Genomic DNA, 26032 nt, shown 5'->3' with positions numbered 1-26032 from the left:
TGATAGGCTTAGCGATAGACAGACAACAAAGGGGTTAGCAAAATGCTGATTGTGGTTTCTCCGGCAAAAACGCTGGATTATGAGTCACCGTTACCAACCGAACGATACACAAAGCCGCAGTTCACTCCGCATTCAGAGGCGTTGATAGCGGTATGCCGTCAACTGACGCCTGCCGATATCGGCTCATTGATGAAGGTGAGTGATAAAATTGCTAGCCTGAACGCGGTACGCTTTGCTGAGTGGTCACCGACATTTACACCTGACAATGCTCGCCCTGCAGCCTTGGCGTTTAAAGGGGATGTCTATACAGGCTTGGATGCAAATTCGATGTCAGAGCAGGACTTTGACTGGGCACAAGCGCATTTTCGAATGCTTTCTGGCCTTTATGGCCTATTGCGTCCGCTTGATTTGATGCAACCTTATCGCCTGGAAATGGGCACCAAGTTAGCGACGCCGCGTGGCGATAACTTGTACCAGTTTTGGGGCGATATCATCACAGATGCACTCAACGAGACGTTAGCGACGCAAGACAATCCGCTACTGATCAATCTCGCCTCCAATGAATATTTTAAAGCGGTCAACAAGAAAAAACTCGCAGGTGATATTATCACGCCCGTCTTTAAAGACTGCAAAAATGGGCAGTACAAGGTGATCAGTTTCTACGCGAAAAAAGCCCGTGGGATGATGGCGCGTTATCTGATTGATCAACGAGCGACATCCGTGACAGATATTAAAGGGTTTGATGTTGCTGGTTACTACTTCAGTGAAGAACTGTCTAAAGGTAATGAGTTGGTATTTCTGCGCGACGAGCAGTAAAGACAAGACTGTGAGTGGTAAAAAAGCCCCATTTGGGGCTTTTTTTGATCGACGCTACTGGCGCGTTATCTCAGTGTAAGATACGTGCACGTATGGTGCCTTCAATGGCTTTGAGTTTTTTCAATGCTTTATCCGCTTGCTCCATCTCCACATCAATGACCACATAACCAATCTGTGCCGACGTTTGTAGATACTGAGCAGCAATGTTAATGCCCTCATCGGCAAAGGTGGTATTAATTTTGGTGAGCACACCCGGGCGGTTGGCATGAATGTGCAGCAAGCGTGAGCGACCTTGATGCTCAGGCAATGACACTTCAGGGAAATTAACACACGATAGTGTCGACCCGTTGTCCGAGTATTTGATTAATTTTCCTGCCACTTCAAGGCCAATATTTTCTTGGGCTTCATGGGTCGAGCCGCCAATATGTGGCGTGAGTAACGCATTATCAAAGGCCTGCAGCGGTGAACTGAACGCTTCTTTATTGGTTTTTGGTTCCACAGGAAAGACATCGATAGCGGCCCCTGCGAGGTGCTGACTTTCTAAAGCGCCGCAGAGCGCGTCAATATCAACCACGGTCCCTCGTGAAGCATTAATAAAGATTGCACCCGGCTTCATGCGTGCGAACGCGTCGGCATCAATCATATTTTGTGTGCTTGCGGTTTCTGGAACATGCAAAGAAACAATATCACTGCGATTCAGTAACTCCGTTAGCGAGTTAACTTGAATGGCATTACCGAGTGAAAGCTTGTTGTCGACATCATAGTAATAGACTCGCATCCCGAGGTTTTCGGCCAAAATACTGAGCTGAGTACCAATGTGGCCATAGCCAATGATCCCAAGCACTTTGCCGCGCGCCTCGTAAGAACGTTCAGCCGATTTTAACCATTCGCCACGGTGAGCCTTGGCGTTTTTCTCAGGAATGCCGCGCAGTAGCAACAAAATTTCACCCAGTACGAGCTCGGCGACGCTGCGAGTATTTGAGAAGGGCGCGTTGAAAACCGGGATACCGCGTTTCGCGGCGGCATCGAGATCAACTTGATTGGTCCCGATACAAAAGCATCCGACAGCCACCAGTTTTTTGGCCTGCTTAAAAACAGCTTCGGTGAGCTGGGTACGTGAGCGTAACCCAACAAAATGCGCGTCTTTGATCGCGGTTTCAAGGTCTTCACCGGTGAGTGAGCCTTTGTGATACTCGATATTGGTGTAACCCGCTTGTTTGAATGATTCAACGGCTGTGGGGTGGACGCCTTCGAGCAGTAAAATTTTTATCTTATTCTTGTCCAATGAATAGTGTGACATGTGGGCTGTTCTCTTCCTTAGAAACAATAGTGGGTCGCAATGTTGCGCCTGAACGCCGGGAGGCATCGTCACCCTTTCCCCTAGATTTCTGGTGAAGACAGTGCAACGGGTGACGTGGTCAGTAGCCTGATCTTTTTACGCCAAGTCGCACATGGGCCTGCGATGAACCGGTATCAGAACAGTGACCAAGATAACAAAAATTCATATAAGGGGTAAGAATTATCCGTTCTATGCCATAAAAAAAGCACCTTTAAAAAGGTGCTTTTAACTTATTGATTACATTGAGCGCAAACGTTTGGTTTTTAATGCTGCTAATGGGCGGGTATAAGCCGTTGATCTGCAGGATTATGCGTTTATTCTGCCACTTTTTTCACCCCGGAATCGGTGCCGGTTAGGACGATATCGGCACCACGGTTGGCAAATAAGCCTACAGTCACCACGCCCGGGATCCCATTAATGGTATCTTCGAGACCTTTAGGATCCTGAATCTTGAGGTTATGAACATCCAGGATAACATTGCCGTTATCAGTCACCACGCCTTGACGATAGCAAGGATCACCGCCCAGCTTGACAAGCTCTCGTGCCACGTAAGAGCGGGCCATTGGGATGACTTCGACAGGGAGAGGGAACTCGCCAAGCACATCGACGTGTTTGGTATCATCGATAATACAGATAAATTTATCGGCAATGGCGGCAACAATTTTCTCGCGCGTCAATGCGGCGCCGCCGCCTTTAATCATATGATTGCGCTTATTGATTTCGTCCGCACCGTCAACATAGATATCGAGGTGACCCACTTCGTTGGCATCAAAGACTTCAATCCCTAGCGCTTTTAAGCGCTTGGTCGACGCGTCTGAGCTTGATACCGCCCCTTTAATTTTTTCTTTCATTGGCTCAAGGGCATCAATAAAGTAATTCACTGTCGAGCCGGTGCCAACGCCAATAATGCTGCCTAGTTTAACATACTCTACCGCCGCTTCACCGGTGGCTTTTTTCTTTTCGTCCTGGGTCATGGTAACTCCTGCGTAACGGGGAATAAGGCGTGATTATAGCGAAGCCAAATCGTGGCGTCAGGCTATGGGTCGCGAAATCGATGCGAGTCAACGTCTAAGTTGGCGAAATGATGGCTCACCAATGCCAGTGTTGGCTTGGTGTCAGTATATGGGGTAAAGGAATATCCCATTGCTCGCAAGGTAATGAATGCCAACGTTGGCAATCATGGGCGAGGCCAATGGCGGTCGCATTTGGCGCGCACAAACCCAGCGTGCGATCATAATAGCCGCCACCCATGCCTAGGCGCTGGCCGTCGGCGTCAAAAGCCACTAATGGCGTGGCGATGATGTCCAGTTTTGAGCTAGGGATCAGGGTGCGAATATCTAAAGTGGGCTCGGCAATGTTATAACGATTAAGGCGCATGCGCGTGTGAGGGTGGTACTGTAAAAACAGCAAATGGCCGCGACTGAACGGATGAACAACCGGTAAATAAACCTGTTTTCCTGCCTGCCAGCAGGCGTTGATTGCCGGTTGGGTGTCCAACTCACCGTCAAAAGAGAGGTATAAGGCGATACGCTGCGCATGAACGACGTCAGGTAATGTCATAAAGCGTGCCGCAACCTGCTGGGCCGCCTCGGTTTGCTGTTCAGGCGAGAGCTGGCGACGCGCGTGACGGATGGTTTGGCGAATCTGCTGTCTGGGCTGCATAACTGTCCTTAATGCTAGCCTGTAAAGGAGGGCCCCGGGATGCCGTTGGGATCGATGGCCCTTGAACCCGCTGGTTCAAGGCGGGTGGGTAGTATAAACCGTAGGCTTCTCGGTACGAGCCGAGCTTGCTCAGTAGCTTATAACAACACACCCTTCGGTTTGCTTATCGGCTCAGGGACGTTGATCCGCTGACAAACACCCCAGGGAATTCGATTATTTTTGCGATCCTTGCACTGCCACTGCTTTATCGAGTTGGGCAGTCATCAGGGCGGTCCGTTGCTTGACCTGATCTTCAACTGTCTCCAACGCTTGTTTGGCATCATTTAATTCATGACAAACATTCAAAGCGGCAATGGCAATTAGCTGCTCTGTATTGGTTACTTTAGTGCGCTCTGCCAGCCGATGCAACCGTTGATCGAACTCGTTTGCTGCATCTTTAAGCGCTTGCTCTTGTCCAGGCGGACAATTGACGCGAACAAGGCGATCCAGGATTTTAATTTCAACCGGTTGTGTGTTCATAGTCCCAAGCTGGCTCCTCATACGGCCCGCAATGTCGAGGGCCAGATACAGAATAATGGCGCTATTCTAGCAATTATTTTCCCGAATACACTACATCGAAAGCCGCCTTGGTGAGTGATGCAGAGAATTTAGACAAAAATGGACACCGAGGGGTTGATCTTTATCATCGTGGCAACGGCCTTCCTGCTTTTACACTGGGCTTGTGGCCACCATAATGGACAGAATAATTCTGCATCGCACAAGCTGGCCAAGAATCACGGGTTTTTTCGATGAGTGATTCAGCCCTGTGGTGTGAAATGCTAAACTAACCCACTTATTTTTGAGCGCACGACCAAGGGCAACATTGTGACTGAAACCCGTTTACCCGCATATGCGAAGACTGCAGAAATATTAACAGCAGATAGCCTGGCGGTTACGCCGGCAGAAATGCATGGATTGATCGCCGGCATGCTAAGTGGTGGCTTGGCACTGGAAGAGGGGAGTTGGCTAACCATGCTTTATGATTATACCAACCAAGGAATGGGCTGGCCGACCGAGTCAAAAACCTTGGCCATGCAAAGCTACCATCAATTGAAAACCCAACTGACAGGAACGGATTTAGATCTCGATATTTATGTTCCGGATGATGAACACTCGGGTGTCGTTGCCCGTGCAGAAGCGTTAGTGGAATGGATTAATACCTTTCTTGCTGGCGTTGGTCTGATTGGGACAAAGGGGCGTAAACTATCCAAAGACGTCACAGAAGCGCTCAGCGATTTAAAGGAAGTGGCGCAGTTAGGGATTGACGAAGACGGGGATTTGCAAGAGCAAGCGGACTTGCTTGAGCAGGTTGTTGAGCATGTGCGTGTGTGTAGCTTGGTTGTCCATGCCGAGCTTGGCGCACGTCTTGAAACTGACGACGAGACGCCAAAAACACGCCATTAACCGCAATGACGTCTGCGGTTTGAGGCGTGGTGATGACTCAGGGTGAGGAAAAGTAGGATGAAAGCCTATGACATAGTGATTGCTGGTGGTGCAATGGCCGGCGCAACCGCGGCACTGGCGTTAGATACGCTAAGTGGCGGGATGTTACGTATTGCGGTCGTTGAGGCGATGGTGCCAAACCATGGTGATCACCCAGGTTATGATGCGCGGAGTATCGCGTTAGCCGAGGGCAGTTGCGCTGCTTTTGATCAACTGGGACTTTGGGAGGCGTTGGCGCCGTTTGGCACACCGATCCAACATATTCACGTTTCAGATCGTGGTCATGCTGGGCAAACGCATATTGATGCGCAAACGCAGGGCGTGTCATATCTCGGTCAGGTCATTGAACTGGCAGATGCCGGCGCGGTATTGCACCAAAAACTGCATGCGCGTCCCGCCATCGATGTCTTTTGTCCTGATGCAGTGATCGCGATTGAGCGAAAGCTTGACGCTGTTACTGTCACACTTAAACAAGGACAATCGCTAACGGCATCATTACTCATTGCCGCTGATGGCGGTCGCTCGCCTTGTAGTCGTTTGCTCCATCTCCCCCGGCAGCAGCACGACTTTGGCCAAGTGGCTGTGATTGCCAATGTGTCTACGGCGCTTCCGCATCAAGGTCACGCCTTTGAGCGTTTTACCGACACGGGGCCCGTCGCGTTACTGCCCATGTCGCAAGGACGTTGCTCATTAGTGTGGTGCATGACTCCCGATGAGGCGCAACCGCTCACCCAAGTCAGCGATTCGGTTTTTTTACAACGCTTACAACAGGTTTTCGGTTGGCGTCTTGGTAAGTTACTTCATGTCGGAGAACGTCATGCGTACCCGCTGGTGCTCAATCAGGTCGTGCGGCCGGTGAGTCATCGTGTGGCGGTGGTTGGCAACGCAGCACAAAGTTTACATCCCATTGCAGGGCAAGGCTTTAACCTCGGCCTGCGAGATGTCATCACGCTGGCTCAAACTGTCAGCGCAGCCTTCCAGCGCGGGCAAGATATTGGCGCGATACCGGTCCTGATGGATTATGCCAGTCAACGCCAGCCAGACAGAGATACAACCGTCGCACTAACATCAGGGCTCGTTCATCTTTTTTCTAATCAGAGTGCACTACTCGCGGCCGCACGGAACGCAGGTTTGGGGTTGATGTCGACCATAGAAAGGGTGAAACAACCCCTCGTGCAACGCACCATAGGATGGGTAGAACCGAAATGAAGATGATCAATGCAGATGTCGCGATTGTAGGTGGTGGAATGGTGGGGCTAACACTTGCCGCCTCACTGGCAGAAACGGACTTACGCATCGTTGTGATTGAAGGTAAAAAACCGGTAACAACACTAGACGATCTACCAGAAAACCGTGTATCGGCACTGAGTCGCGCGAGCGAGAATATGCTTCGTGCCTTAGATGTTTGGCCGGGTATCGTCGCACGCCGACTGGCAAGCTATCAAAAAATGCACGTTTGGGAGAAAGATAGCTTTGCGCAAATTGATTTTGACGCACAGGCATTTGGTCAGCAAAACCTAGGACACATTGTTGAAAACCGCGTGATTCAACTTGCCCTGCTCGACAAAGTGCAGCAGCAGAGTAATGTCACCATGCTCATGCCTGAGCAGTGCCAGTCTATGATGCAAGGTGAGCGCGAAACCTGGTTGCAATTGGCCTCGGGAGGTGGTGTGACGACAAAGCTGGTTGTCGGAGCCGATGGCGCTCGCTCATGGGTGCGCGAGCAAGCACACTTTCCATTGGTTCAGCGAGATTATGGACACCATGCTGTGGTGGCAACGGTACGTACAGAAGCCCCTCATCGAGGCGTTGCGCGTCAGGTTTTTACGCCTGATGGCCCTTTAGCGTTTCTACCACTGTCCGATCCGCATTTATGTTCCATTGTTTGGTCGGTGCCGCCTGAACAAGCGTCGGAGTATCGCGACATGGCGTCTGATGGATTCGAGCGGGCGCTCACGGCTGCCTTTGACGCTAGATTAGGCCGATGTGAGGTGGCCGGACCGCGTGCGAGTTATCCTCTTACCATGCGTTATGCTCAGAATTTTGCCTCTGAGCGCATTGCCCTTATCGGTGATGCCGCACATACCATTCATCCGCTTGCCGGCCAAGGGGTGAATTTAGGGATGTTAGATGCGGCCGCGTTAGCACAGACACTCGCGCAACTTTCAGAAAAAGGGAAAGATGTCGGGGCGTATGCGTCACTGCGTCATTTCGAGCGTTGGCGTAAAGCGGAAGCCATGCAAATGATTGCGGCGATGCAGGGATTCCGGAGCTTGTTTGATGGTCAAAACCCAGTGAAAAAGCTCGTTCGTGGTGTGGGTATGCGCGCGGTGAATCACCTACCCGGCGCCAAACAGCCCTTTATGGCCAAAGCCTTGGGGCTAGAGGGAGAGCTCCCTGATCTCGCGAAGCCACCTGCTCGGCGCGCCCATTTTTCTTGATCGTGTGACAACGGAAATTGGCGAAAAAAAGAAAATATGCTAAATAGCATGACGAACAGCTTGTCTGGAAGTTTGTATTTACCGACGGATGTTGCACATTAGCACTGGGTACAACCAGAGCACTGGCTACAACCTGAGTATTGGGTATAACAAGGTCACTGGGTCTAACAAGGAACAATATTATGAGCGATATTCCATCCGGATTAAAATTTACTGAGACGCATGAGTGGGTGCGTCCTGAAGGGGAAGGCCTCTTCACCATTGGCATTTCCGATCATGCTCAAGCGTTGCTTGGTGATATGGTTTTTGTTGATTTACCCGATGAAGGTGACACCTTTGATGCCGGGGATGATTGCGCAGTGGCCGAGTCGGTCAAAGCGGCGTCAGATATTTATGCGCCGATTTCCGGGCAAGTGATCGCCGTGAATGAGGAGTTGGATAGCGCCCCAGAATTAGTCAACAGCGATCCTTACGGCGATGGTTGGCTCTTTCAAGTTCAAGCCACTGATGAATCAGAAATTGATGCCTTGTTTGATGCACAAGGGTATGAAGAAACCTTAGGCGACCAAGATGCCGATTAAGGTGTAGTACCAACCGTGTGCCACTAGCATTGACAAGTGAGGGATCCTGGCGGGATCCCTTTCTGTTTATTGGCTTCCCGGTAAGTGACGTCGGCGTGATCAAGCGCCGCGGTCACCTGTGTTTGCCAAGCCGCATGGGGAGATGTCAAGCTCACCACTTATTTATCGTCAGTCAGAGAGTAAGGTAGAGGCTCACGCTGCCAGATAAACTCTGGCGCATCCGCTAGGCGAAATGCTGTCTCGTCATCGAGGTTGTTTGGCAGAACCGCTAGCACTGCTGCCTGGCCATTAGCTTGACGGTAACCGGCAATCACGGTTCCACCAGAGCGCCAGTTTTCACCGACAGAACGCTCGATTTTATCCCCTGCCACCGGTGTATGTGTGGCTTGTCCTGTGAGTTTATACATAGCCCGTTTGTTTATTCCTCGGTATTTAGCGCGAGCAACGGTCTCTTGGCCGGTATAACAGCCTTTGGTGAAGCTGATCGCATTCAATGCCTGCAAATTCAACGATTGAGGAATAAATTCACCACTGGTTGCGGCTTCTATGCGAGGGAGTGCGGCATCGATTTCATATCGATCCCAATATTCACTGCTGAGAAGGACCGCGGACGACTGATACTGATTCACGAGCGCGGTTGCCGCATCGGGAGTGATCGCGAGTAACCAACGATGAGGCGCGATCATCACCGCCGTTCCCTGCTCGCCCTGGCGGACGTTACCTTGTGGGCCAAAGTGGTCAGTCACCCACTTTTCCGCTTGGGCGCCAACCACGCCAAGAAGTACGCAGTCGACTTTATCAAATGCGATCTTAGAGAAGATGGCGTATTTTTTGATTTCCTGTAATTGGGTTGCCTCAATCGATGCCGGCTGCACCATGGCTAAGCCATCTTGGAAGTGGAAAAAACGTAACACGGACCAGACTTTACCTTTTGGATCGCAATGCGCCGCTAAGGTCGATTGATCCACGTCGAGTTGCTCAATATCGCAAGTGAGCTGGCCTTGTAAGTATGACTTGGTGTCGTCGCCACTAATTTTGGTTAACGCCCAACTATCGAGGGCAACAATGGCCAGTTCCGGCGTCTGGTCACTGGGGTGTTGTGCCACAGGCTCAAAAGCTTGGGTTTGATACCATTCGCTCATATAAATCACGCTCTCCGTTGAGAAAACACAGGCTATCTCTCGTATAGTAATGGTGCATAACAGGCTTGTCAGCCTTTGTATTGTAAGGGTATTGCGCCAAACGACGGATTAACGCTAGAGAGCTCTCAGATTCGTCGTTTCTTTTTTGGGAAAAGTGGTCGCCAGACCCTGGCGTTGATAGTATCCATCCACTGATATCAGTGATAGAGGTCAACATGGTTAACACTGAAGATAAAGCGCGAATTCGTTGGGCATGCCGTCGGGGGATGCTGGAGCTTGATGTATTAGTCATGCCCTACTTTGAGGCATGCTACGACACATTGAATGAAAATGAAAAACAGGATTTTGTCGCATTTTTAGAAAGCGCCGACCCGGATCTGTTTGCCTGGCTGATGGGGCATGGTAAACCTGACGACCCCAAGATGGTCTCTGTTGTCGAGAAGGTGGTTGCCTATAACCGAAGTAAGTTGCGTACATAGCCAACTCCATTGCCCGCGCTATGTCACCGTCTGTTTATTCCTGGTCGGCATGATGGTGGCATGGCTATTGGCGGTGCATGTGTCCCTCCCGCTTTGCGCGCGTGCTTTCCTGACGCTTCACGTTGTCCGTGAATTGATTCACTTTCAACACCGACTGGTCGAGAGTACCGGCTGTGTCACTGTGTATTTTGATGATTGGATAAGGCTACCCAGCGGCGAACGCCAACCCATCACATGTATCTGGGCGACGCCTTGGCTGATGATGCTCAAAGCGCAATCGGATGCGCGCTGTTTGTATTTGTGGCGCCATGGCTTGCCGGACTATCATTTTCGTCTGATTTATCGGCATTATTGTCAACCAAAGCAGGATAATTTGTGACATATTTATGACACCTTGGTTGCCTTGCTTTACTTTTTCCTAACATCGCCGATAGTTAGTGCAAGTACGTGATTAATCCAGTCTTGCTCTGAAGGTGTTGTAGGGTCGTTATGAAAATAAAACACAAGTTGCTTTCTCTTACCGTGATGTCGGTGTTGGCATTACTCGCTGTGATGGCAGCGGCGTGGAACGCTGAAACGCGGTTAGATAAAATGCATCGCCAGTTAACCGCGGTGTCCGATCTCGAGGTCGTACTTCTTAATTTACGCCGTAATGAAAAAGACTTTCTTGCTCGGATGGATCCCAAATACCTCTCTCGGTTTGAAAACAACGTCGCAACCTTTAATCAGCAACTGACCGACTTTCGAGCACGCAGTGCCTCCCTTGGGTTAGAAACCGTCACGATTGATGACGTTAAGACAGCCATGCAAGCTTATGCAAATGGGTTCAGCGAACTGGGTGACGGCTACCAAACATTAGGTTTAACGACAGAGCAAGGCTTAAGAGGCCAAATGCAAAGCGCGAGTCAAGCGCTCGTGGCCGCAACTGAAAACGATATTGTGCTAGAAAGCAGTGCTCGCTTGTTAGTGGCGGACGCCAAGCTGTTTGTTCAAAGCAGTCATCTGGATTACATCGACCAATACCAAAATCATATGGATGCCTTAACAGATTATCTTGAAGGTGATCTATTGGCACTGTTTAAAGCTCACCAGTCTGAAGTTGAAAACGTTGTTGCGCAGAAAAAAGCATTAGGTTTGGCGCCAGATAAAGGGCTTTTGGGCGAGATACGGAGTCAAACGCATCAAGTGGAAAATATGTTTGACGCGTTAAGCAAAGAATACCAGCAAGCGATCGATCAAGCGCTACGCCAGACCACGATAGTGACGGGGTCGATAGTATTGGTGTTAGCGATCATCATGACGGTGGTTTCTCTGTGGATGAACCGAGGTATTCAACGGCGCATCGCGCTGTTCAGTCAGCAGATGGCGGCCATTACTCAGCAACGGGATCTGACCTTGCGCGCCGATGAGACTGGGCAAGATGAAATTTCACTGATGGCAAACGATGTCAATCAGATGCTGAGTAGTATTCAAAAAATGGTGGTCGATGTTAGCCGAGCGGTGCAGGCTTTACACCAAAGCGCAGAGCAGGTGGAGTCTCGCACGGCGCAAACCGGCACCGCACTGGCGACGCAGCTGGATGAAACGACCCATGCTGCAACGGCGATGAATGAGATGGAAAGCACGATTCGGGATATTGCCGGCAATACCGATCAGGCGGCTGATAACGCGAGAACCAGCCTAGGTCGTGCGCAAAATGGACAGCAAGTGGTGGATGATACCCGGACGATGATCATGACATTGGCCGAGACACTCAGCAATACCAGTAACGAGGTGCTTGAACTGAGTAAGCTGTCTGAGACCATTGGCTCGGTATTGGATGTCATTAAAGACATTTCAGAGCAAACGAATCTGCTGGCACTCAATGCTGCCATCGAGGCCGCGCGTGCGGGGGAGCAAGGACGAGGGTTTGCAGTAGTCGCGGATGAAGTGCGTCAATTAGCAACTCGTACCCGGCAATCGACCGATGAAATATCGGGCATTATTACCTCGCTGCAGGCGCAAACACAGTCAGTTGCAGAGCGTATGGAGCAAAGTCGAGAAGATGGCGAAAGCTCTGTCACCAAAGTAGATGCCGCCTCGCAAGAGCTGTCACAGATTATGCAAGATATGCAACAGATTATGGATATGAGTACGCATATTGCGACGGCGATAGAGCAGCAAAGCTCGGTTGCTAAAGAAGTTAACCAGAACGTGCACAACATTCAAGACATTGCCCAGACGAGTACTGAACGCGCGAGCCAAAACCGTCAAGCTGCTCATCAAGTCGCAGAAGAAGCTGCTAACTTAGAGCGGGCCGTAAGTGAATTTAAAAGCTAATCATACGGCCAGTCGAGAGACTGGCCGTTGTTTATTGCGACGATACCATGCGCCACATTAGCAAGGCTGATCGGGAACGAGGATGGTTGGGCCTGATTGAGCATGAGCGTCAGGATAGTCAATGGTGTAATGTAGACCACGACTTTCTTTGCGTTGCATGGCACAACGCACCATCAATTCAGCGACTTGGAGTAAATTACGTAATTCGAGCAAGTTATTCGAGACACGAAAATTAGCGTAGTACTCGTGCGTTTCTTGTTTAAGTAGCTCAATGCGACGCAAAGCACGTTCTAAGCGCTTGGTTGAGCGCACAATCCCCATGTAATCCCACATAAACAGGCGCAGCTCATGCCAATTGTGTTGAATCACCACTTCCTCATCGGAACAAATCACTTGGCTCTCATCCCAAGCTGGCAACGCTGTGTGTGGCTCTATATGGTCTGAATGGGCTTTAATATGCTCAGCGGCAGACCACGCATACACCACACATTCGAGCAAGGAGTTAGAGGCCATGCGATTTGCACCGTGTAGCCCGGTATAACTCACTTCACCAATGGCATATAAACCAGGCAGATCCGTAGTGCCATTTTTATCCACCATCACACCACCACAGGTATAGTGAGCGGCCGGAACTATCGGGATGGCGTCTTGGGTCAAGTCAATGCCGTACTCTTTTAGCTTCTCGTAAATGGTGGGGAAGTGCTTGGTGACAAATTGCGGATCTTTATGGCTGATATCGAGATACATACAATCAGCGCCAAGACGTTTCATTTCATAATCAATCGCACGCGCCACGACATCACGGGGAGCAAGCTCACCACGCGGATCAAAGTCTTGCATAAAGCGCGATCCATCCGGGCGTTTTAGGTGCGCACCTTCACCACGTAATGCTTCGGTTAGCAAAAAGTTACGCGCGTCAGGGTGGTATAAACAAGTCGGGTGGAACTGATTGAACTCAAGATTCGCGACACGGCAACCTGCTCGCCATGCCATCGCAATACCATCACCAGAAGAGACGTCTGGGTTAGAGGTGTACTGATACACTTTAGACGCGCCACCTGTTGCCAGCACCACATCATTGCAGCGGACAGTTTCTACAACTTCTTGATTGCGATTCCAAATATAGGCCCCTAACACATGATTAGGGCCGCCGAGTCCGACTTTTTTACGCGTGATAATGTCCAGCGCGTTATGACGCTCGAGTAGGGTGATATTAGGATGTTGTCGAACGTTATCTTGCAATGAGTTTTGCACCGCCATACCGGTTGCATCGGCGGTGTGTAGAATACGTCGATGACTATGACCACCTTCGCGAGTGAGATGATAACGCGGGGTTTCATCATCACTGTCTTCTTGATCGAAGGGCACGCCACCATCAATCAGCCATTGAACACAGTCTTTGGCGTTACGGGCGATAAAGTCGACAACATCGGTATCACAGATACCGCCACCGGCTATTTGTGTATCTTCGACATGGGACTCCACTGAGTCTTGTTCGTCAAAAACAGCGGCGATGCCGCCTTGTGCGTAGAGTGTCGCCCCTTCACTGAGAGGGCCTTTACTGAGTACGATAACCCGGTGCGTGGGCGCCAAACGTAGCGCCAACGATAAGCCAGCGGCACCGCTGCCGATGACCAACACGTCACATTGATGTTCCTGAGTTGTGGTCGTCATGATCCCTAATCCTCTTTCTGCGCTCCCAATGTTACACCAATTTGACGCGGCCGCGCGCGCTAAGATCAAATCCAGTCTTGCTTGGGTGAAAGTTTGCAACCGTGGCATTGTTTGGGGGACAATACATGCAGCTAAAGACGCGCGCTTTGGTCATTCCGTCACAGTAATGTGATTTCACGCATAATAAAACCAACATGGTGAGGAACTTTTCTCCTAAGCGGTCATCGAATTCTCAGCGAAAGCTCGCAAGCGGGTTTAACCGCGCTCTGACAACGTCGGACCTAGAATGTCGATAATCGGGCGAAAAGATCAACCAAGGAGTAAACGCTCGAATGGGCGAGCAGCTAACCGACCAGGTTCTAATAGAACGTGTACAGAATGGTGACAAGCAAGCTTTCAATCTGTTAGTCGTCAAATATCAAAATAAGGTATGTAACCTTATTGCCCGCTATGTAGGCTCACACAGTGGTGATATTCCGGATATCGCACAAGAAGCGTTTATTAAAGCGTATCGTGCTTTGCCGGGGTTTCGTGGCGAAAGTGCGTTTTATACTTGGTTGTATCGCATTGCAGTGAACACCGCGAAAAACCATTTGGTGGCACAAGGACGACGTCCACCAGGCAGCGATATTGACGCCGACGAAGCAGAAAATTACGAAAGTGGGGGGTCGTTAAAAGAAATATCGAACCCTGAAAACTTGATGTTGTCTGAAGAATTGAGGCAGGTGGTGTTTTCGACCATTGAAACACTGCCTGACGACTTAAGAACCGCAATCACCTTACGCGAGCTCGATGGGCTCAGTTATGAGGAAATTGCACAGGTAATGGATTGTCCAGTCGGTACGGTACGGTCGCGTATATTTCGAGCGCGTGAAGCGGTAGAAAAGCGCATCCGGCCACTGATGAAACGGTAACGAGTTTTACTGGCTGCATGACGGTGACTTGAATGACGGATAAAGAAAAAATTTCGGCGTTATTAGATGGCGAACGGGTGGATACGTCGGTGATCCATGATATAGAGCGAGATAATAGCGCACAACAGACCTGGAGCGACTTCGGCATCATTCGTGATGTGATGCGTGGTGACGCGCCTGGCTCGTTGCAATGGAACATTGCCGATTCTGTCGCGTCCGCGTTGGAAGCAGAACCGGCTTATCAAGGCGCTCACGTTGACAGTAACGTGCACCCGATGCACGAGTCACAGCCGCGTCCGGAAAAGGCGCGTCGCCACCTACCTGGCTGGCTGCAACAGCTCACTCAGGTCAGTGTCGCCGCTTGTGTTTCTCTCGCCGTGATCGTAGGCGTGCAGCATTATAACCAGTCTGAACCAACGTCTCCGGGGGTTGGCAATCAAACCCAACCGCCAGTATTGGAAACGATTCCTTTTGCAGGTGCTGCTGAACCAGTGAGTTTAAGCCGGAATGATTTGCGTGCGACGCCTTCAGAATCTGAAATGATGGAGCAGCGTCGGCGCGTAAATGCAATGCTCAAAGACTATGAATTGCAGCTAAGGTTGAATAAGGATAGTCTGTCTAGCAATCAGACAATGGCACCGTCGACAAGCAGTAGTAAGCAATGAAAAAAACTCTGATCGGTGCGCTTGCGCTGGTCAGTTTGATGTCTGCGCAAGCCTCGGCCGAACCCTCTGCCGAGGCTTTGTTACATCAAATGGATACCGCAAGCGATACCTTGGACTATGAACTGTCCTACATTCTCGTTGGCAAAAATAGCCTAGAGCCACTGCGTTTTCGCCATGCACGGGTAGGTGGCGAAGCGTTTGGTCATCTCATGTATTTAAGTGGTCCGTCGCGAGAAGTAATTCGTCGCGGAAAGGAAATCAGTTATTTTGAACCTGGTTATGACCCTTTCACGATCGCCAGTGATCATATGGTGGCACCATTGCCTACCCTCATTCAGGCCGATATTGATATACTGGCAAACCATTATGACTTTGTCTCAATGGGACATGCGCGCGAGGCGGGCATGGATTGCCAGGTTGTACGTATCACACCGAAAGATGGTGAGCGATATTCGTACGTGCTTTGGCTAGACCAAGACAGTCACCTACCGGTGAGAGCCGATTTACTTGACCGAGATGGGGATCCGCTTGAACAGTATCGCGCCTTATCTCTGGTGGTTACGCCTAAAATTAACGACGCGATGCAAAAACTCACGCAGTTAGCCCTGCCGCCGGTATTAACCCTCCCACAAACAACCCGCCGCTCTGACCTGGATTGGCAGGTGACGGTGCTGCCAGATGGCTTTAAGCCTGTATACAGTAACCGCCATCGTTTAATGATGACTAAGCGGGCAGTGGAAAGCCAAATGTTTAGCGACGGCCTTTTTAGTTTTTCTGTTTATTTAGCCAAAGCCGACGATGTCTCCGTGCGTAAACAGATAGTGCGCCAAGGCCGACGGACGCTGCACAGTGTTATCAATGGCAACGCCGAAATTACAGTGGTGGGGGACATTCCACCGGAGACCGCTAAACGGATTGCTGATTCGGTTCGTATTAATCGCATGCCAACATCACAGACAGAGTAAAAGGTTGCACCATGATTAAAGCACTGGCGGAGGTAACAGGGTACCAAGACGGCTGGCTGTCCCTTGCCTGTCAGCAGCAAACCAGCTGTGGCAGCTGCAAATCGCAAAGCCAGTGTGGCACTGGCATTGTGTCCAAGGCCCTACCCGGAAAAGTGAACCATGTCAGCGTTCGTTCGCCAGAACCGCTGCCGACAGGAACTCTCGTTGAAATTGGCCTCGGTGAAGCCACCTTGGTACGCTCGGCGCTCGTGGTTTATATGGTGCCATTAATGATGATGTTCGTGGGCGCCTTACTGGGACAATTTTTCTTTGCCGCGTTGGCAGGCAGCGGTGAAGGAGGTGTTATCGCACTGAGTCTAGGCTTCGGTGCCCTTGGGGTCGGTATCGCACGACGTTTAGCGAGATATGTCGGGAGTGCCGAACAGCAGCAACCTGAGCTTCTGCGTATCATGGGAGAGCCAATTTCCGAGTTGGCAGTGATAAATACCAGACACCAGGATAGCGACTAGCCACTATTTTCGGTAGAATCCAGCCCAATTGATCTTAGGATCCCATTCTTATTGATAACGAGTAAGTCACACCCACTTATGAAGCATATTCGTAACTTTTCGATCATCGCCCATATTGACCACGGTAAGTCGACGCTTTCTGATCGACTCATTCACGTATGCGGCGGCCTTACTGACCGGGAAATGGCAGAGCAGGTCCTTGACTCCATGGATCTGGAACGTGAACGCGGTATCACCATCAAAGCACAAAGTGTGACACTGAACTATAAAGCCAAAGACGGCAATGAGTATCAGTTGAACTTCATCGATACGCCAGGACACGTCGACTTCTCTTATGAGGTGTCGCGCTCACTGAAGGCATGTGAAGGTGCTTTGCTGGTGGTGGATGCAGGACAAGGGGTTGAAGCACAGACGCTCGCCAACTGCTACACCGCAATGGATATGGACCTTGAAGTGGTCCCTGTCCTGAACAAAATCGATTTACCGGCCGCCGATCCAGACCGTGTGGCGCAAGAAATCGAAGATATTGTTGGTATTGAAGCCATTGAAGCCACGCGTTGTTCAGCCAAAACAGGGGTTGGAGTCGATGGCGTACTCGAAGATATTGTTCGCCTTATTCCACCGCCGGAAGGTAACCCCGACGCCCCCACTCAAGCGTTGATTATCGACTCTTGGTTCGATAAATATCTTGGCGTCGTCTCGTTAGTGCGCATTCGTGAAGGCTCGTTCAAAAAAGGCGACAAAGTGAAAATCATGAGCACGGGCCAAGAATGGAACGTGGACAGCATTGGCATTTTCACGCCCAAGCGTAAAGAGCTTAATGGTTTGCAAACCGGTGAAGTAGGCTGGGTGATCTGTGGGATCAAAGATATCCTCGGCGCACCCGTGGGCGACACCATCACCCATGCCAAAAACGGCTGCGAAAAACGGATTGAAGGGTTCCAAAAAGTTAAGCCTCAGGTGTACGCGGGCTTATTCCCGATTTCATCCGATGATTATGAAAACTTCCGTGATGCCTTGGATAAGTTAAGCCTCAATGATGCGTCGCTTTTCTTTGAGCCAGAGAGCTCTGCGGCGCTTGGCTTCGGTTTCCGTTGTGGTTTCCTTGGCATGCTGCACATGGAGATCATTCAAGAGCGCCTGGAGCGAGAATACGACCTTGAGCTGATCACCACAGCCCCTACGGTTGTTTACGAAGTCACGCAAAACGATGGTGAAGTCATCTATGTAGACAGCCCAGCCAAGCTGCCCCCAGTGAATGACATTCAAGCCATTGGTGAGCCTATCGCGCGTTGTAATATCTTGGTGCCCAATGAATTCGTCGGCAATGTGATCTCCTTGTGTGTTGAGAAGCGTGGTGCCCAAGTGGATATGGTTTATCACGGCAATCAAGTTGCGCTGACCTATGACATACCCATGGCGGAAGTCGTGTTGGACTTTTTCGACCGTATTAAGTCAACATCGCGCGGTTATGCCTCGTTAGATTATAACTTCGAACGTTACGATGTGTCTGACATGGTACGGGTGGATATCTTACTGAATGGCGAGCGTGTCGATGCACTGGCGATTATTACGCACCGTGCTCATGCGCAACCGCGTGGTCGCGAGCTAGTGGAAAAAATGAAAGAGTTTATTCCGCGTCAGCAGTTTGATATCGCCATCCAAGCCTCGATTGGCAATCACATTATCGCCCGTTCAACCGTCAAGCAGTTGCGTAAAAACGTCACGGCAAAATGTTACGGCGGTGATGTGAGTCGTAAGAAAAAACTATTGCAAAAACAAAAAGAAGGTAAGAAGCGCATGAAGCAGGTCGGTAATGTCGAGCTGCCGCAAGAAGCTTTCTTGGCCATTTTGCATGTGGGCAAAGATAAATAACAACGGATTCCATGATGGCCAATACGTTTTCTTTAATTTTAGTGCTGGTGACCTTGGTCACCGGCCTGGTTTGGGCGTTAGATAAATACCGCTGGGCGCCGCGTCGCCGCCAGGCTGCAGGCAAAGCACTGAAGGTCGCACAGACTGATTTGGATGCCGAACAAGTCGCGAAAGTGATGCCACAACCGAGTTGGGTTGAGAATATGGCGTCTATTTTCCCGGTGATCGCGGTGGTTTTAGTGTTGCGATCATTCATTTATGAGCCTTTCCAAATTCCGTCCGGATCGATGATGCCAACCTTATTGGTTGGCGATTTTATTTTGGTGGAAAAATTTGCCTATGGGCTGCGTGATCCGGCTTTTCACACTGAACTGGTTGATACTGGCAAACCTGAGCGCGGTGACATTGTGGTGTTTAAATATCCGCCGCAGCCGAATATTGACTACATCAAGCGTACGGTGGGGCTACCCGGCGATACCATTGTGTATGAAGATAAGCGCTTGTGTATTCAGCCTAAAGGCGAAGCGCAGTGCCAGCCTGTCGCGATAGATAACATTCAGCCTAGTGAATTTGCACAAGGTGGTGTGAATCTGGTGCAAGCACAAGAGCAGCTGGGTGAGCAAGCGCATCAGATCCTTGTCCATCCGAATAAGCGCGATCGAATCAGTGCCTATCAGCCACGTCCGGGCGTCAATCGTTGGGTGGTGCCGGAAGGGCATTACTTTATGATGGGTGATAACCGCGATAACAGTGCGGATAGCCGCTTTTGGGGCTTTGTGCCTGAGCGCAACTTAGTCGGCAAAGCGGTGGCTATTTGGGTCAGCTTCGAATTCGAGCGCAACAGTGACAGCTGGCTACCATCGTGGATACCGACAGGGATACGCTTTAACCGTATTGGTGGAATTGATTAATTCTGGACTATGATGACAAAACTAACAGATAAATTGCAGCGAGAGATCGGCTATCAGTTCAGCAGTGCTGCATTGCTTGAACTGGCGTTGACGCACCGTAGTGCCAATGGCACACATAATGAGCGTCTCGAATTTTTGGGTGACTCAATTCTTAGCTTCGTAATTGCCGAGGATCTTTATCATCGCTTTCCGAAAGTGGATGAAGGGGATATGAGTCGGATGCGCGCGACCTTAGTGCGCGGTAATACACTAGCCGAAATTGGGCGGGAGTTTTCTCTGGGCGAAGTCATGCGCCTTGGCCCAGGAGAACTTAAAAGTGGCGGTTTTCGCCGCGATTCGATTTTGGCTGACGCTGTAGAAGCATTGATTGGCGCCATCTTTTTAGACAGTGATATCAACCGGGTACGAGATATTATCTTGCAATGGTATCAGCAGCGACTCGAAACCATTGAACCGGGTGTCAGCCAAAAAGATCCGAAAACCCGTTTGCAAGAGCTCTTGCAGGGAAAACGTAAACCGTTACCGTCTTATACGGTGATGAAAGTGAAGGGTGAAGCACACAACCAAGAGTTTACGGTAGAGTGCCAGATATCAGGACTGGAGCGTTCTGTGATTGGAAAAGGCAGTAGTCGTCGCAAGGCAGAGCAAGCGGCTGCAGAACTCGCACTACAGAAGTTGACATAATGACTGACACACAGCGCTGCGGCTTTATTGCCATTGTTGGCCGCCCGAACGTAGGAAAATCAACATTGCTGAACCGCTTGGTAGGGCAAAAGTTGTCGATTACCTCGCGTAAACCCCAAACCACGCGTCACCGAATCATGGGCGTGGATACCCGGGATAACTACCAGGCGGTGTATGTCGATACGCCTGGGCTACACATTGAAGAAAAGCGCGCCATTAACCGTCTTATGAATCGGGCTGCAAACAGCTCGTTAACCGACGTTGAATTAGTATTATTTCTCGTGGATGGTACACATTGGACCAATGACGATGAAATGGTGCTTAATAAGCTAGCGCGTTCAGAGTTGCCGACGGTTTTGTTGGTCAACAAAGTGGATAACGTTAAAGAGAAGACGGAGCTGTTTCCGCATCTACAAGCGTTGTCAGAGAAAATGCCGTTTGTCGACGTGATCCCGGTTTCAGCGAAAAACGGGACCAATATTGATGTGGTCGAGCAGCGTGTTCGTGATGCGTTGCCGGCGTCTGAATTCTACTTCCCTGAAGAATATGTTACCGACCGCTCTCAGCGTTTTATGGCCTCAGAAATTATCCGTGAAAAGCTGATGCGTTTTACCGGTGAAGAGCTGCCTTATTCAGTGACGGTTGAAATTGAACGTTTTGACTACAACCCTGAAACCGATGGCTTTCATATTAATGGTTTGATTTTAGTTGAGCGTACCGGCCAGAAGAAAATGGTCATTGGTAAAGGCGGCGAAAAGATCAAACGCATTGGCCGTGAGGCACGCTTAGACATGGAAGATCTCTTCGAACGTAAGGTCTATCTTGAGCTTTGGGTGAAAGTGAAATCCGGCTGGGCTGATGACGAACGCGCGTTGCGCAGTTTAGGCTATATCGACGATCTTTAATTGGCCCGAACATCGGGTCCATGCACTCAGGAGAGGGTGAGTGGACGGCTTTCAACGTGGTTTTGTGCTGCATTCGCGCCCCTATAGTGAATCGAGTCTGCTCTTAGATGTGTTCTCTGAGTTCGAGGGGCGTATCACGCTTCTCGCCAAGGGAGCACGTCGTCCCCGTTCGGCCATAAGAGGCGCACTGCAGCCTTTTACTCCCTTGCTGCTCAAGTGGGGGGGACGCGGTGAATTACGTACATTGCGCAGTGCTGAGGCCACAGGCCTCGCGCTGCCTTTATCAGGCAATGCTCTGTATTCCGGCTTTTACCTCAATGAGTTAGTTATGCGTGTGCTTGAGCCTCATACGCCTTACCCAGCGTTATTTTTCGATTATGTCACCGCCTTAACCCAGCTTGCCCGCTATCACAACCCAGAGCCTGCATTACGCTGCTTTGAGCTTGCGCTGTTAGAAGCACTAGGCTATGGCGTTGATTTTCTTCATTGTGCTGGTAGCGGCGACCCGATCAACGATACTATGACGTATCTATATCGTGAGCAGCAAGGCTTTGTCGCGTCGATCATGAAAAGCCAACATCGGCAATTTACTGGCGCTGATCTACGAGCGTTGGCGACACGACATTTTGAAACGGTGGCACAGCTGCGCGCCGCCAAGCGTTTTACACGTATGGCGCTCAAACCTTATCTTGGTCCTAAGCCGCTAAAAAGCAGAGAATTGTTTAGAAGGAAATAATCATGGATAAAATTTACCTCGGTGTGAACATTGATCACGTTGCGACGATACGTAATGCACGTGGTACCGCGTATCCGGATCCGGTTCATGCGGCGGAGTTAGCTGAGCGTGCTGGAGCGGCAGGGATCACCGTGCATCTTCGTGAAGATCGTCGCCATATCACTGATCGCGATGTCCGTTTACTCAAAGAAACGCTACAAACGCGTATGAATCTGGAAATGGCGGTGACCGATGAAATGGTTGAGATTGCGCTCGAGATTCAACCTGAATTTGTTTGTTTGGTCCCGGAAAAACGTGAAGAGCTCACCACCGAGGGGGGCTTGGATGTCGCAGGCCAGCTGGATAAAGTGAAAGCGGCAACCCAGCGTCTGAGCGAAGCTGGGATTAAGGTTTCCCTTTTTATTGATGCTGATCGCAATCAAATTGAAGCGGCTCATCAATGTGGTGCGCCCTTTATTGAGCTGCATACGGGCCACTACGCGGATGCAACCAATGACAACGATCGCCAATCGGAGCTTAAAAAGATCTCCGCAGCGGCAAGCTCTGCTGTCGACTTGGGGATCAAAGTGAATGCGGGTCATGGCCTGACGTATCATAACGTCACTCCCATCGCGGCGATGCCAGAAATGCATGAGCTGAATATTGGTCATGCAATCATAGGTCGTGCAATGTTTGATGGTTTGCAAAAAGCGGTGGCGGATATGAAAGCGATTATGGAAGCGGCGCGTCGCTAAATGGCCATTGTTGGAATTGGTACAGACATTGTTGAGATTGCGCGTATTGAAAAAGCGTTTGCACGCCAATCGCGCTTTGCCGATCGGATCCTAACCGATAGTGAGCGGGAGCATATGGCAACACATCATGCGCCTGCTCGCTACTTGGCCAAGCGCTTTGCTGCGAAAGAAGCCGCGGCAAAAGCGTTAGGAACCGGGATTGCCGATGGTGTCACGTTTCATGATTTTACCATTACGAATCAGACTTCCGGCCAGCCAGTCCTAAGCCTTTCTGGCCGTGCTGCCCAATTGGCACGCGAGCGTGGCGTTGCGCACTGTTGGCTGACCTTATCGGATGAAAAGGCCTACGCGATCGCGTATGTTATCTTAGAAACGGGTTAACAGCCCTGCGCGTTATCGAGATATTGCGGTGCCAGTTGCTCAATATGTGCAATCTCATCTTGAAGCTCTAACAGCTCAGGTTCGACAGCTGCGATATCTGCCCCGGCTTTTAATTGCGTTTCTAACTCGTGACACAGGCTTTTCAGTTGAGGCACACCGCTATAAGCACAGCTACCGTGGAGCTTGTGGATGGCTTGCCATAAGCTATCGGTCTCTGACTCTCCCGCCAACGCACTAGCGACCACCTTCTTCACTGACGTAAAAGAGGCGAGTAACATTTCTAGCATTTCTTTGGCGAGATCGGCCTTGCCTGCTGCTTGGTTGAGCGCCCGCTGCCAGTCCAGATGACGCGCACTGTGATCCTGGTTAGCCGAATAAGTGGGTAACGGCGCGGCTTGATGAGGTGCTACCGTGTCATCAAAATGCAGCCAACGGCTCAGGGTGCTTTCTAGCATGGCCTCTTCAATGGGTTTGGTGAGGTAATCGTCCATCCCGGCATCAATAAGGCGCTCACGCTCACCAGGCATCGCATGAGCGGTTACTGCTACAATCGGCGTTTGCTGGTTGAGTCCCGCTTTACGGATTTCTTGGCTAGCGGTGACACCGTCCATTTCAGGCATTTGAATATCCATCAAAATGATATCAAAGGCGTATTGGTGTGCCAGTGACAGGGCTTTGACGCCATCATCTGCGGTCACGACTTTCTCTACCCGCTCAGCCAACAAGGCTGTGATCAGTTTCAAGTTCGCGGGATTATCATCGACAGTCATCACGGTGTAGGGCGCCTTTTGCGTGGTGTTAGGTTGAGGTAGCGGCAAAGGCGCCGGCTCGGGTGAACCAAGCAGTGTTTCCAATAGTTTACGCTGCGGGATCGGCTTGGCGACACACGCTCGTACACCGGCTTTCAAAAGATGCTCAGATGCTTCGAGTTCGGTGGTGGGTAAGCAAACCACCACTGACTGCGCTTGCTGCTCACAGAGACTGACTGCATCTTGCATCTCACTGAGCGCAGGCATGCTCCCAGCATCAAAACAAAGGAGAGCAAAATGATACTGACGGTCAGTGAGCACATGGGTGCCGGACGCGGTATCAACGTTTAGGCCCACCTGGCTCAGTCGTTTGCGCAAAATCTCTCTGGTACGCGCATTGGGCTCCACAATCAGAATATCGCGCCCGACCAAAGGCTCGATGTCGAGTGGCTGCGATACCGGTAAATCAGTTTGTGTCAGCTGCAGCGTAAACCAGAATGATGAACCTTGGTGAAGGCGACTGGTAAAGCCAATATCGCCGCCCATTTGTTGGACTAATTTTTGCGTGATCACAAGCCCGAGCCCAGTACCGCCATAACGGCGCGAGATACTGGCGTCTGCCTGTCTAAACGCTTGGAAAAGCTGCGCTTGTTGACGTTCAGAGATCCCAATGCCGGTGTCTTTGACCATCAATTGCAGTTCGACGGTTTCATCGTGTAGCTGTTTAAGATCGACACTGACATCAATATTACCTCGCTCGGTAAATTTCGCCGCGTTGCCAATCAAATTGATTAAAACTTGTTGGATACGAAGCGGATCGCCAACCGCTCCCGCAGGAATCCGAGCATCGGTGCGCAGGGTTAGCTCTAGCCCTTTCTCATGCGCCATAGGCGCGAGTAGGCGCATCACTTCGTCGAGCATCTCTTGCACGTCGAACGGAATGTTTTCTAACAGCAACTTACCCGCTTCCAGCTTAGAGAAATCTAAGATGTCATTGATGATCGTCAGCAGGTTATTGGCGGATTTTTCAATGGTGAGAAGGTAATCTCGTTGACTACTACTGAGCTCGGTTTTTAGCATTTGTCGCGTAAAGCCAATCACCCCGTTGAGCGGTGTACGCAGCTCATGGGACATATTGGCGAGAAACTCGGATTTAACCCGTGCCGCTTCTTGCGCGTTTTTCTTGGCAATGTCTAACTCAACGTTTTGGATCTCGAGCTGCTCTAAGGTTTCGCGTAGATCACTGGTCGCCTGATCAATACTTTGTTGCATTTCCAAATGGTATTCGGACAATGAGATTGCCATTGCATTGATGCCATTTTTTAAGGTATCCAGCTCGCCGAGCAGCTCACCTTCAATCCGCACGTCAAGATGGCCTCGTCGAATTCTATCGACCAAGGTCACCATGTTGCCGATTGGATGAGTCACATCGGCAATTAAACGGTAAGCGAAAAAGCAGGAGAGAATCCCGCCCAGCGCGACCATAACCAGCGCTGTGATCATTTCCTGGTACTGTTTCAACCGTACTGAGCTAAGGTCCAACTCCATCGCGATATACCCCAAAGGGCGCTCGACATTGAGCCCGGGGGTAAAGCGTCCAATTTCTAAAATCGGTGCACGCAAAATCAAGGTATCTTGCTGTTGGCTAACCTGTAATTGTGTGGGAATAGGTTGGCCACTATCGACGGAGAGCATGGCTAAATTGCGGTGGTAGTTCGAGGTCACAAACAGCTCGTTACGACGATCGAACACGGCAATACTTCTCACAAACTGAGAATGCTGGCGGTGAGCAAAGCCGATGAGCCGGCGCACGTTTTCACGACTGTCATTTTTCAATCCCACTTCGCTGGCAATGGCGAGCGGTTCTATAATCGCAGAACCGGTTACCGTGAGTTGCTGCTCAAGGTCTTGATAGCGGGTGCTGGTGAAAAATGCACTGAGTAATAGCCCAACGATGAGTGTCGGTGCAATAGTGAGTACAGAAACACGAGTGCGGAGGCCATATTTGGTCATGCTAGATAAACTATGGGAAAATAATCACGACAATTAGCGCCAGTGTACATGATTCA

At 50.4% G+C, this 26032-nt stretch carries 26 protein-coding genes and 1 other RNA gene; 19 read left to right on the top strand and 8 right to left on the bottom strand.

Going from position 1 to position 26032, the window contains the following annotated elements; genetic code table 11:
• Positions 1–42: 42 nt before the first annotated feature.
• A complete protein-coding gene (gene yaaA / locus BZG81_RS06435) occupies positions 43–816 on the top strand; it encodes a peroxide stress protein YaaA (RefSeq protein ID WP_077459804.1) in 774 nt (257 codons plus the stop codon).
• A 70-nt stretch (positions 817–886) separates the two neighbouring features.
• Here the strand turns inward: yaaA and serA are convergent, their stop codons facing one another.
• The 5 genes from serA to zapA all read right to left on the bottom strand — a co-directional run bounded on the left by serA (position 887) and on the right by zapA (position 4336).
• Entirely contained in the window at positions 887–2116 is a 1230-nt protein-coding gene (gene serA / locus BZG81_RS06430) for a phosphoglycerate dehydrogenase (protein ID WP_021022120.1), read from the bottom strand.
• Between the two features lie 353 nt (positions 2117–2469).
• Positions 2470–3129, bottom strand: a complete 660-nt coding sequence (gene rpiA / locus BZG81_RS06425; protein ID WP_077669340.1) for a ribose-5-phosphate isomerase RpiA — start codon at positions 3127–3129, stop codon at positions 2470–2472.
• A 115-nt stretch (positions 3130–3244) separates the two neighbouring features.
• A complete protein-coding gene (locus BZG81_RS06420) occupies positions 3245–3817 on the bottom strand; it encodes a 5-formyltetrahydrofolate cyclo-ligase (protein WP_021022117.1) in 573 nt (190 codons plus the stop codon).
• 27 nt (positions 3818–3844) lie between these two features.
• Positions 3845–4027: non-coding RNA, 6S RNA (ssrS, locus tag BZG81_RS06415), on the bottom strand.
• Positions 4028–4030: 3 nt separating this feature from the next.
• Positions 4031–4336 carry a cell division protein ZapA gene (gene zapA, locus BZG81_RS06410; RefSeq protein WP_077459802.1) on the bottom strand — a complete coding sequence of 102 codons (306 nt, stop codon included), beginning with the start codon at positions 4334–4336 and terminating at the stop codon, positions 4031–4033.
• Between the two features lie 345 nt (positions 4337–4681).
• Here zapA and BZG81_RS06405 point away from each other — a divergent pair, with 345 nt between their 5' ends.
• From BZG81_RS06405 to gcvH, 4 genes are all read left to right on the top strand, one after another.
• The gene (locus BZG81_RS06405; RefSeq protein ID WP_077459801.1) at positions 4682–5260 is read left to right on the top strand and encodes a UPF0149 family protein; all 579 of its coding nucleotides are present in this window, start codon (positions 4682–4684) and stop codon (positions 5258–5260) included.
• A gap of 57 nt (positions 5261–5317) precedes the next feature.
• On the top strand, positions 5318–6508 hold the full coding sequence (gene ubiH, locus BZG81_RS06400; protein ID WP_077676997.1) for a 2-octaprenyl-6-methoxyphenyl hydroxylase: 1191 nt from the start codon (positions 5318–5320) through the stop codon (positions 6506–6508).
• Positions 6505–7740 carry an FAD-dependent 2-octaprenylphenol hydroxylase gene (locus BZG81_RS06395; protein ID WP_077660077.1) on the top strand — a complete coding sequence of 412 codons (1236 nt, stop codon included), beginning with the start codon at positions 6505–6507 and terminating at the stop codon, positions 7738–7740. Before ubiH ends, BZG81_RS06395 begins: the two co-directional genes overlap by 4 nt.
• A gap of 182 nt (positions 7741–7922) precedes the next feature.
• The gene (gene gcvH / locus BZG81_RS06390; protein WP_021022112.1) at positions 7923–8321 is read left to right on the top strand and encodes a glycine cleavage system protein GcvH; all 399 of its coding nucleotides are present in this window, start codon (positions 7923–7925) and stop codon (positions 8319–8321) included.
• A 158-nt stretch (positions 8322–8479) separates the two neighbouring features.
• On the opposite strand, the gene ygfZ is transcribed toward gcvH, so the two are convergent.
• On the bottom strand, positions 8480–9463 hold the full coding sequence (gene ygfZ, locus BZG81_RS06385) for a tRNA-modifying protein YgfZ (RefSeq protein WP_077676996.1): 984 nt from the start codon (positions 9461–9463) through the stop codon (positions 8480–8482).
• 215 nt (positions 9464–9678) lie between these two features.
• Here ygfZ and BZG81_RS06380 point away from each other — a divergent pair, with 215 nt between their 5' ends.
• The 3 genes from BZG81_RS06380 (at position 9679) to BZG81_RS06370 (ending at position 12261) form a co-directional block, all read left to right on the top strand.
• Positions 9679–9942 (top strand): FAD assembly factor SdhE, encoded by a 264-nt coding sequence (locus BZG81_RS06380; RefSeq protein WP_021022110.1) that lies wholly within the window; start codon positions 9679–9681, stop codon positions 9940–9942.
• Entirely contained in the window at positions 9911–10321 is a 411-nt protein-coding gene (locus tag BZG81_RS06375) for a hypothetical protein (protein WP_131825307.1), read from the top strand. The genes BZG81_RS06380 and BZG81_RS06375 overlap by 32 nt, the downstream gene beginning before the upstream one ends.
• A gap of 110 nt (positions 10322–10431) precedes the next feature.
• On the top strand, positions 10432–12261 hold the full coding sequence (locus BZG81_RS06370; protein ID WP_077459796.1) for a methyl-accepting chemotaxis protein: 1830 nt from the start codon (positions 10432–10434) through the stop codon (positions 12259–12261).
• 57 nt (positions 12262–12318) lie between these two features.
• Here the strand turns inward: BZG81_RS06370 and nadB are convergent, their stop codons facing one another.
• Positions 12319–13935, bottom strand: coding sequence for an L-aspartate oxidase (gene nadB, locus BZG81_RS06365; protein WP_077676995.1), 1617 nt, complete (start codon positions 13933–13935; stop codon positions 12319–12321).
• A 332-nt stretch (positions 13936–14267) separates the two neighbouring features.
• Between nadB and rpoE the strand changes: the two genes are divergently transcribed.
• The 11 genes from rpoE to acpS all read left to right on the top strand — a co-directional run bounded on the left by rpoE (position 14268) and on the right by acpS (position 23214).
• Positions 14268–14849 (top strand): RNA polymerase sigma factor RpoE, encoded by a 582-nt coding sequence (gene rpoE / locus BZG81_RS06360; protein ID WP_021022105.1) that lies wholly within the window; start codon positions 14268–14270, stop codon positions 14847–14849.
• Positions 14850–14881: 32 nt separating this feature from the next.
• On the top strand, positions 14882–15514 hold the full coding sequence (locus BZG81_RS06355; protein WP_077459794.1) for an RseA family anti-sigma factor: 633 nt from the start codon (positions 14882–14884) through the stop codon (positions 15512–15514).
• A complete protein-coding gene (rseB, locus tag BZG81_RS06350) occupies positions 15511–16479 on the top strand; it encodes a sigma-E factor regulatory protein RseB (RefSeq protein WP_077459793.1) in 969 nt (322 codons plus the stop codon). The genes BZG81_RS06355 and rseB overlap by 4 nt, the downstream gene beginning before the upstream one ends.
• An 11-nt stretch (positions 16480–16490) precedes the next feature.
• A complete protein-coding gene (locus tag BZG81_RS06345; protein WP_077669334.1) occupies positions 16491–16988 on the top strand; it encodes a SoxR reducing system RseC family protein in 498 nt (165 codons plus the stop codon).
• Positions 16989–17066: 78 nt separating this feature from the next.
• Positions 17067–18863, top strand: a complete 1797-nt coding sequence (gene lepA / locus BZG81_RS06340; RefSeq protein ID WP_077676994.1) for a translation elongation factor 4 — start codon at positions 17067–17069, stop codon at positions 18861–18863.
• Between the two features lie 14 nt (positions 18864–18877).
• On the top strand, positions 18878–19774 hold the full coding sequence (gene lepB / locus BZG81_RS06335; protein ID WP_021022100.1) for a signal peptidase I: 897 nt from the start codon (positions 18878–18880) through the stop codon (positions 19772–19774).
• 12 nt (positions 19775–19786) lie between these two features.
• Positions 19787–20458: a ribonuclease III gene (gene rnc / locus BZG81_RS06330; protein WP_028569567.1), complete on the top strand. Its 672-nt coding sequence runs from the start codon at positions 19787–19789 to the stop codon at positions 20456–20458.
• Complete coding sequence (era, locus tag BZG81_RS06325; RefSeq protein WP_021022098.1) at positions 20458–21363, top strand: GTPase Era; 906 nt, start codon at positions 20458–20460, stop codon at positions 21361–21363. Before rnc ends, era begins: the two co-directional genes overlap by 1 nt.
• A gap of 40 nt (positions 21364–21403) precedes the next feature.
• Complete coding sequence (gene recO / locus BZG81_RS06320; protein WP_021022097.1) at positions 21404–22099, top strand: DNA repair protein RecO; 696 nt, start codon at positions 21404–21406, stop codon at positions 22097–22099.
• Positions 22100–22101: 2 nt separating this feature from the next.
• Complete coding sequence (gene pdxJ, locus BZG81_RS06315; RefSeq protein WP_021022096.1) at positions 22102–22833, top strand: pyridoxine 5'-phosphate synthase; 732 nt, start codon at positions 22102–22104, stop codon at positions 22831–22833.
• Positions 22834–23214, top strand: a complete 381-nt coding sequence (gene acpS / locus BZG81_RS06310; protein ID WP_077669332.1) for a holo-ACP synthase — start codon at positions 22834–22836, stop codon at positions 23212–23214.
• Here the strand turns inward: acpS and barA are convergent.
• Positions 23211–25976, bottom strand: coding sequence for a two-component sensor histidine kinase BarA (barA, locus tag BZG81_RS06305; protein ID WP_077669331.1), 2766 nt, complete (start codon positions 25974–25976; stop codon positions 23211–23213). The two genes, acpS and barA, sit on opposite strands and share 4 nt — an antisense overlap.
• Positions 25977–26032: the final 56 nt, after the last annotated feature.

This window comes from Salinivibrio sp. MA607 (genome assembly GCF_001996245.1).
Classification (GTDB): domain Bacteria; phylum Pseudomonadota; class Gammaproteobacteria; order Enterobacterales; family Vibrionaceae; genus Salinivibrio; species Salinivibrio costicola.
Note: the sequence above shows the minus strand (reverse complement) of the source record. Positions and strands in the feature narration are given on the sequence as shown.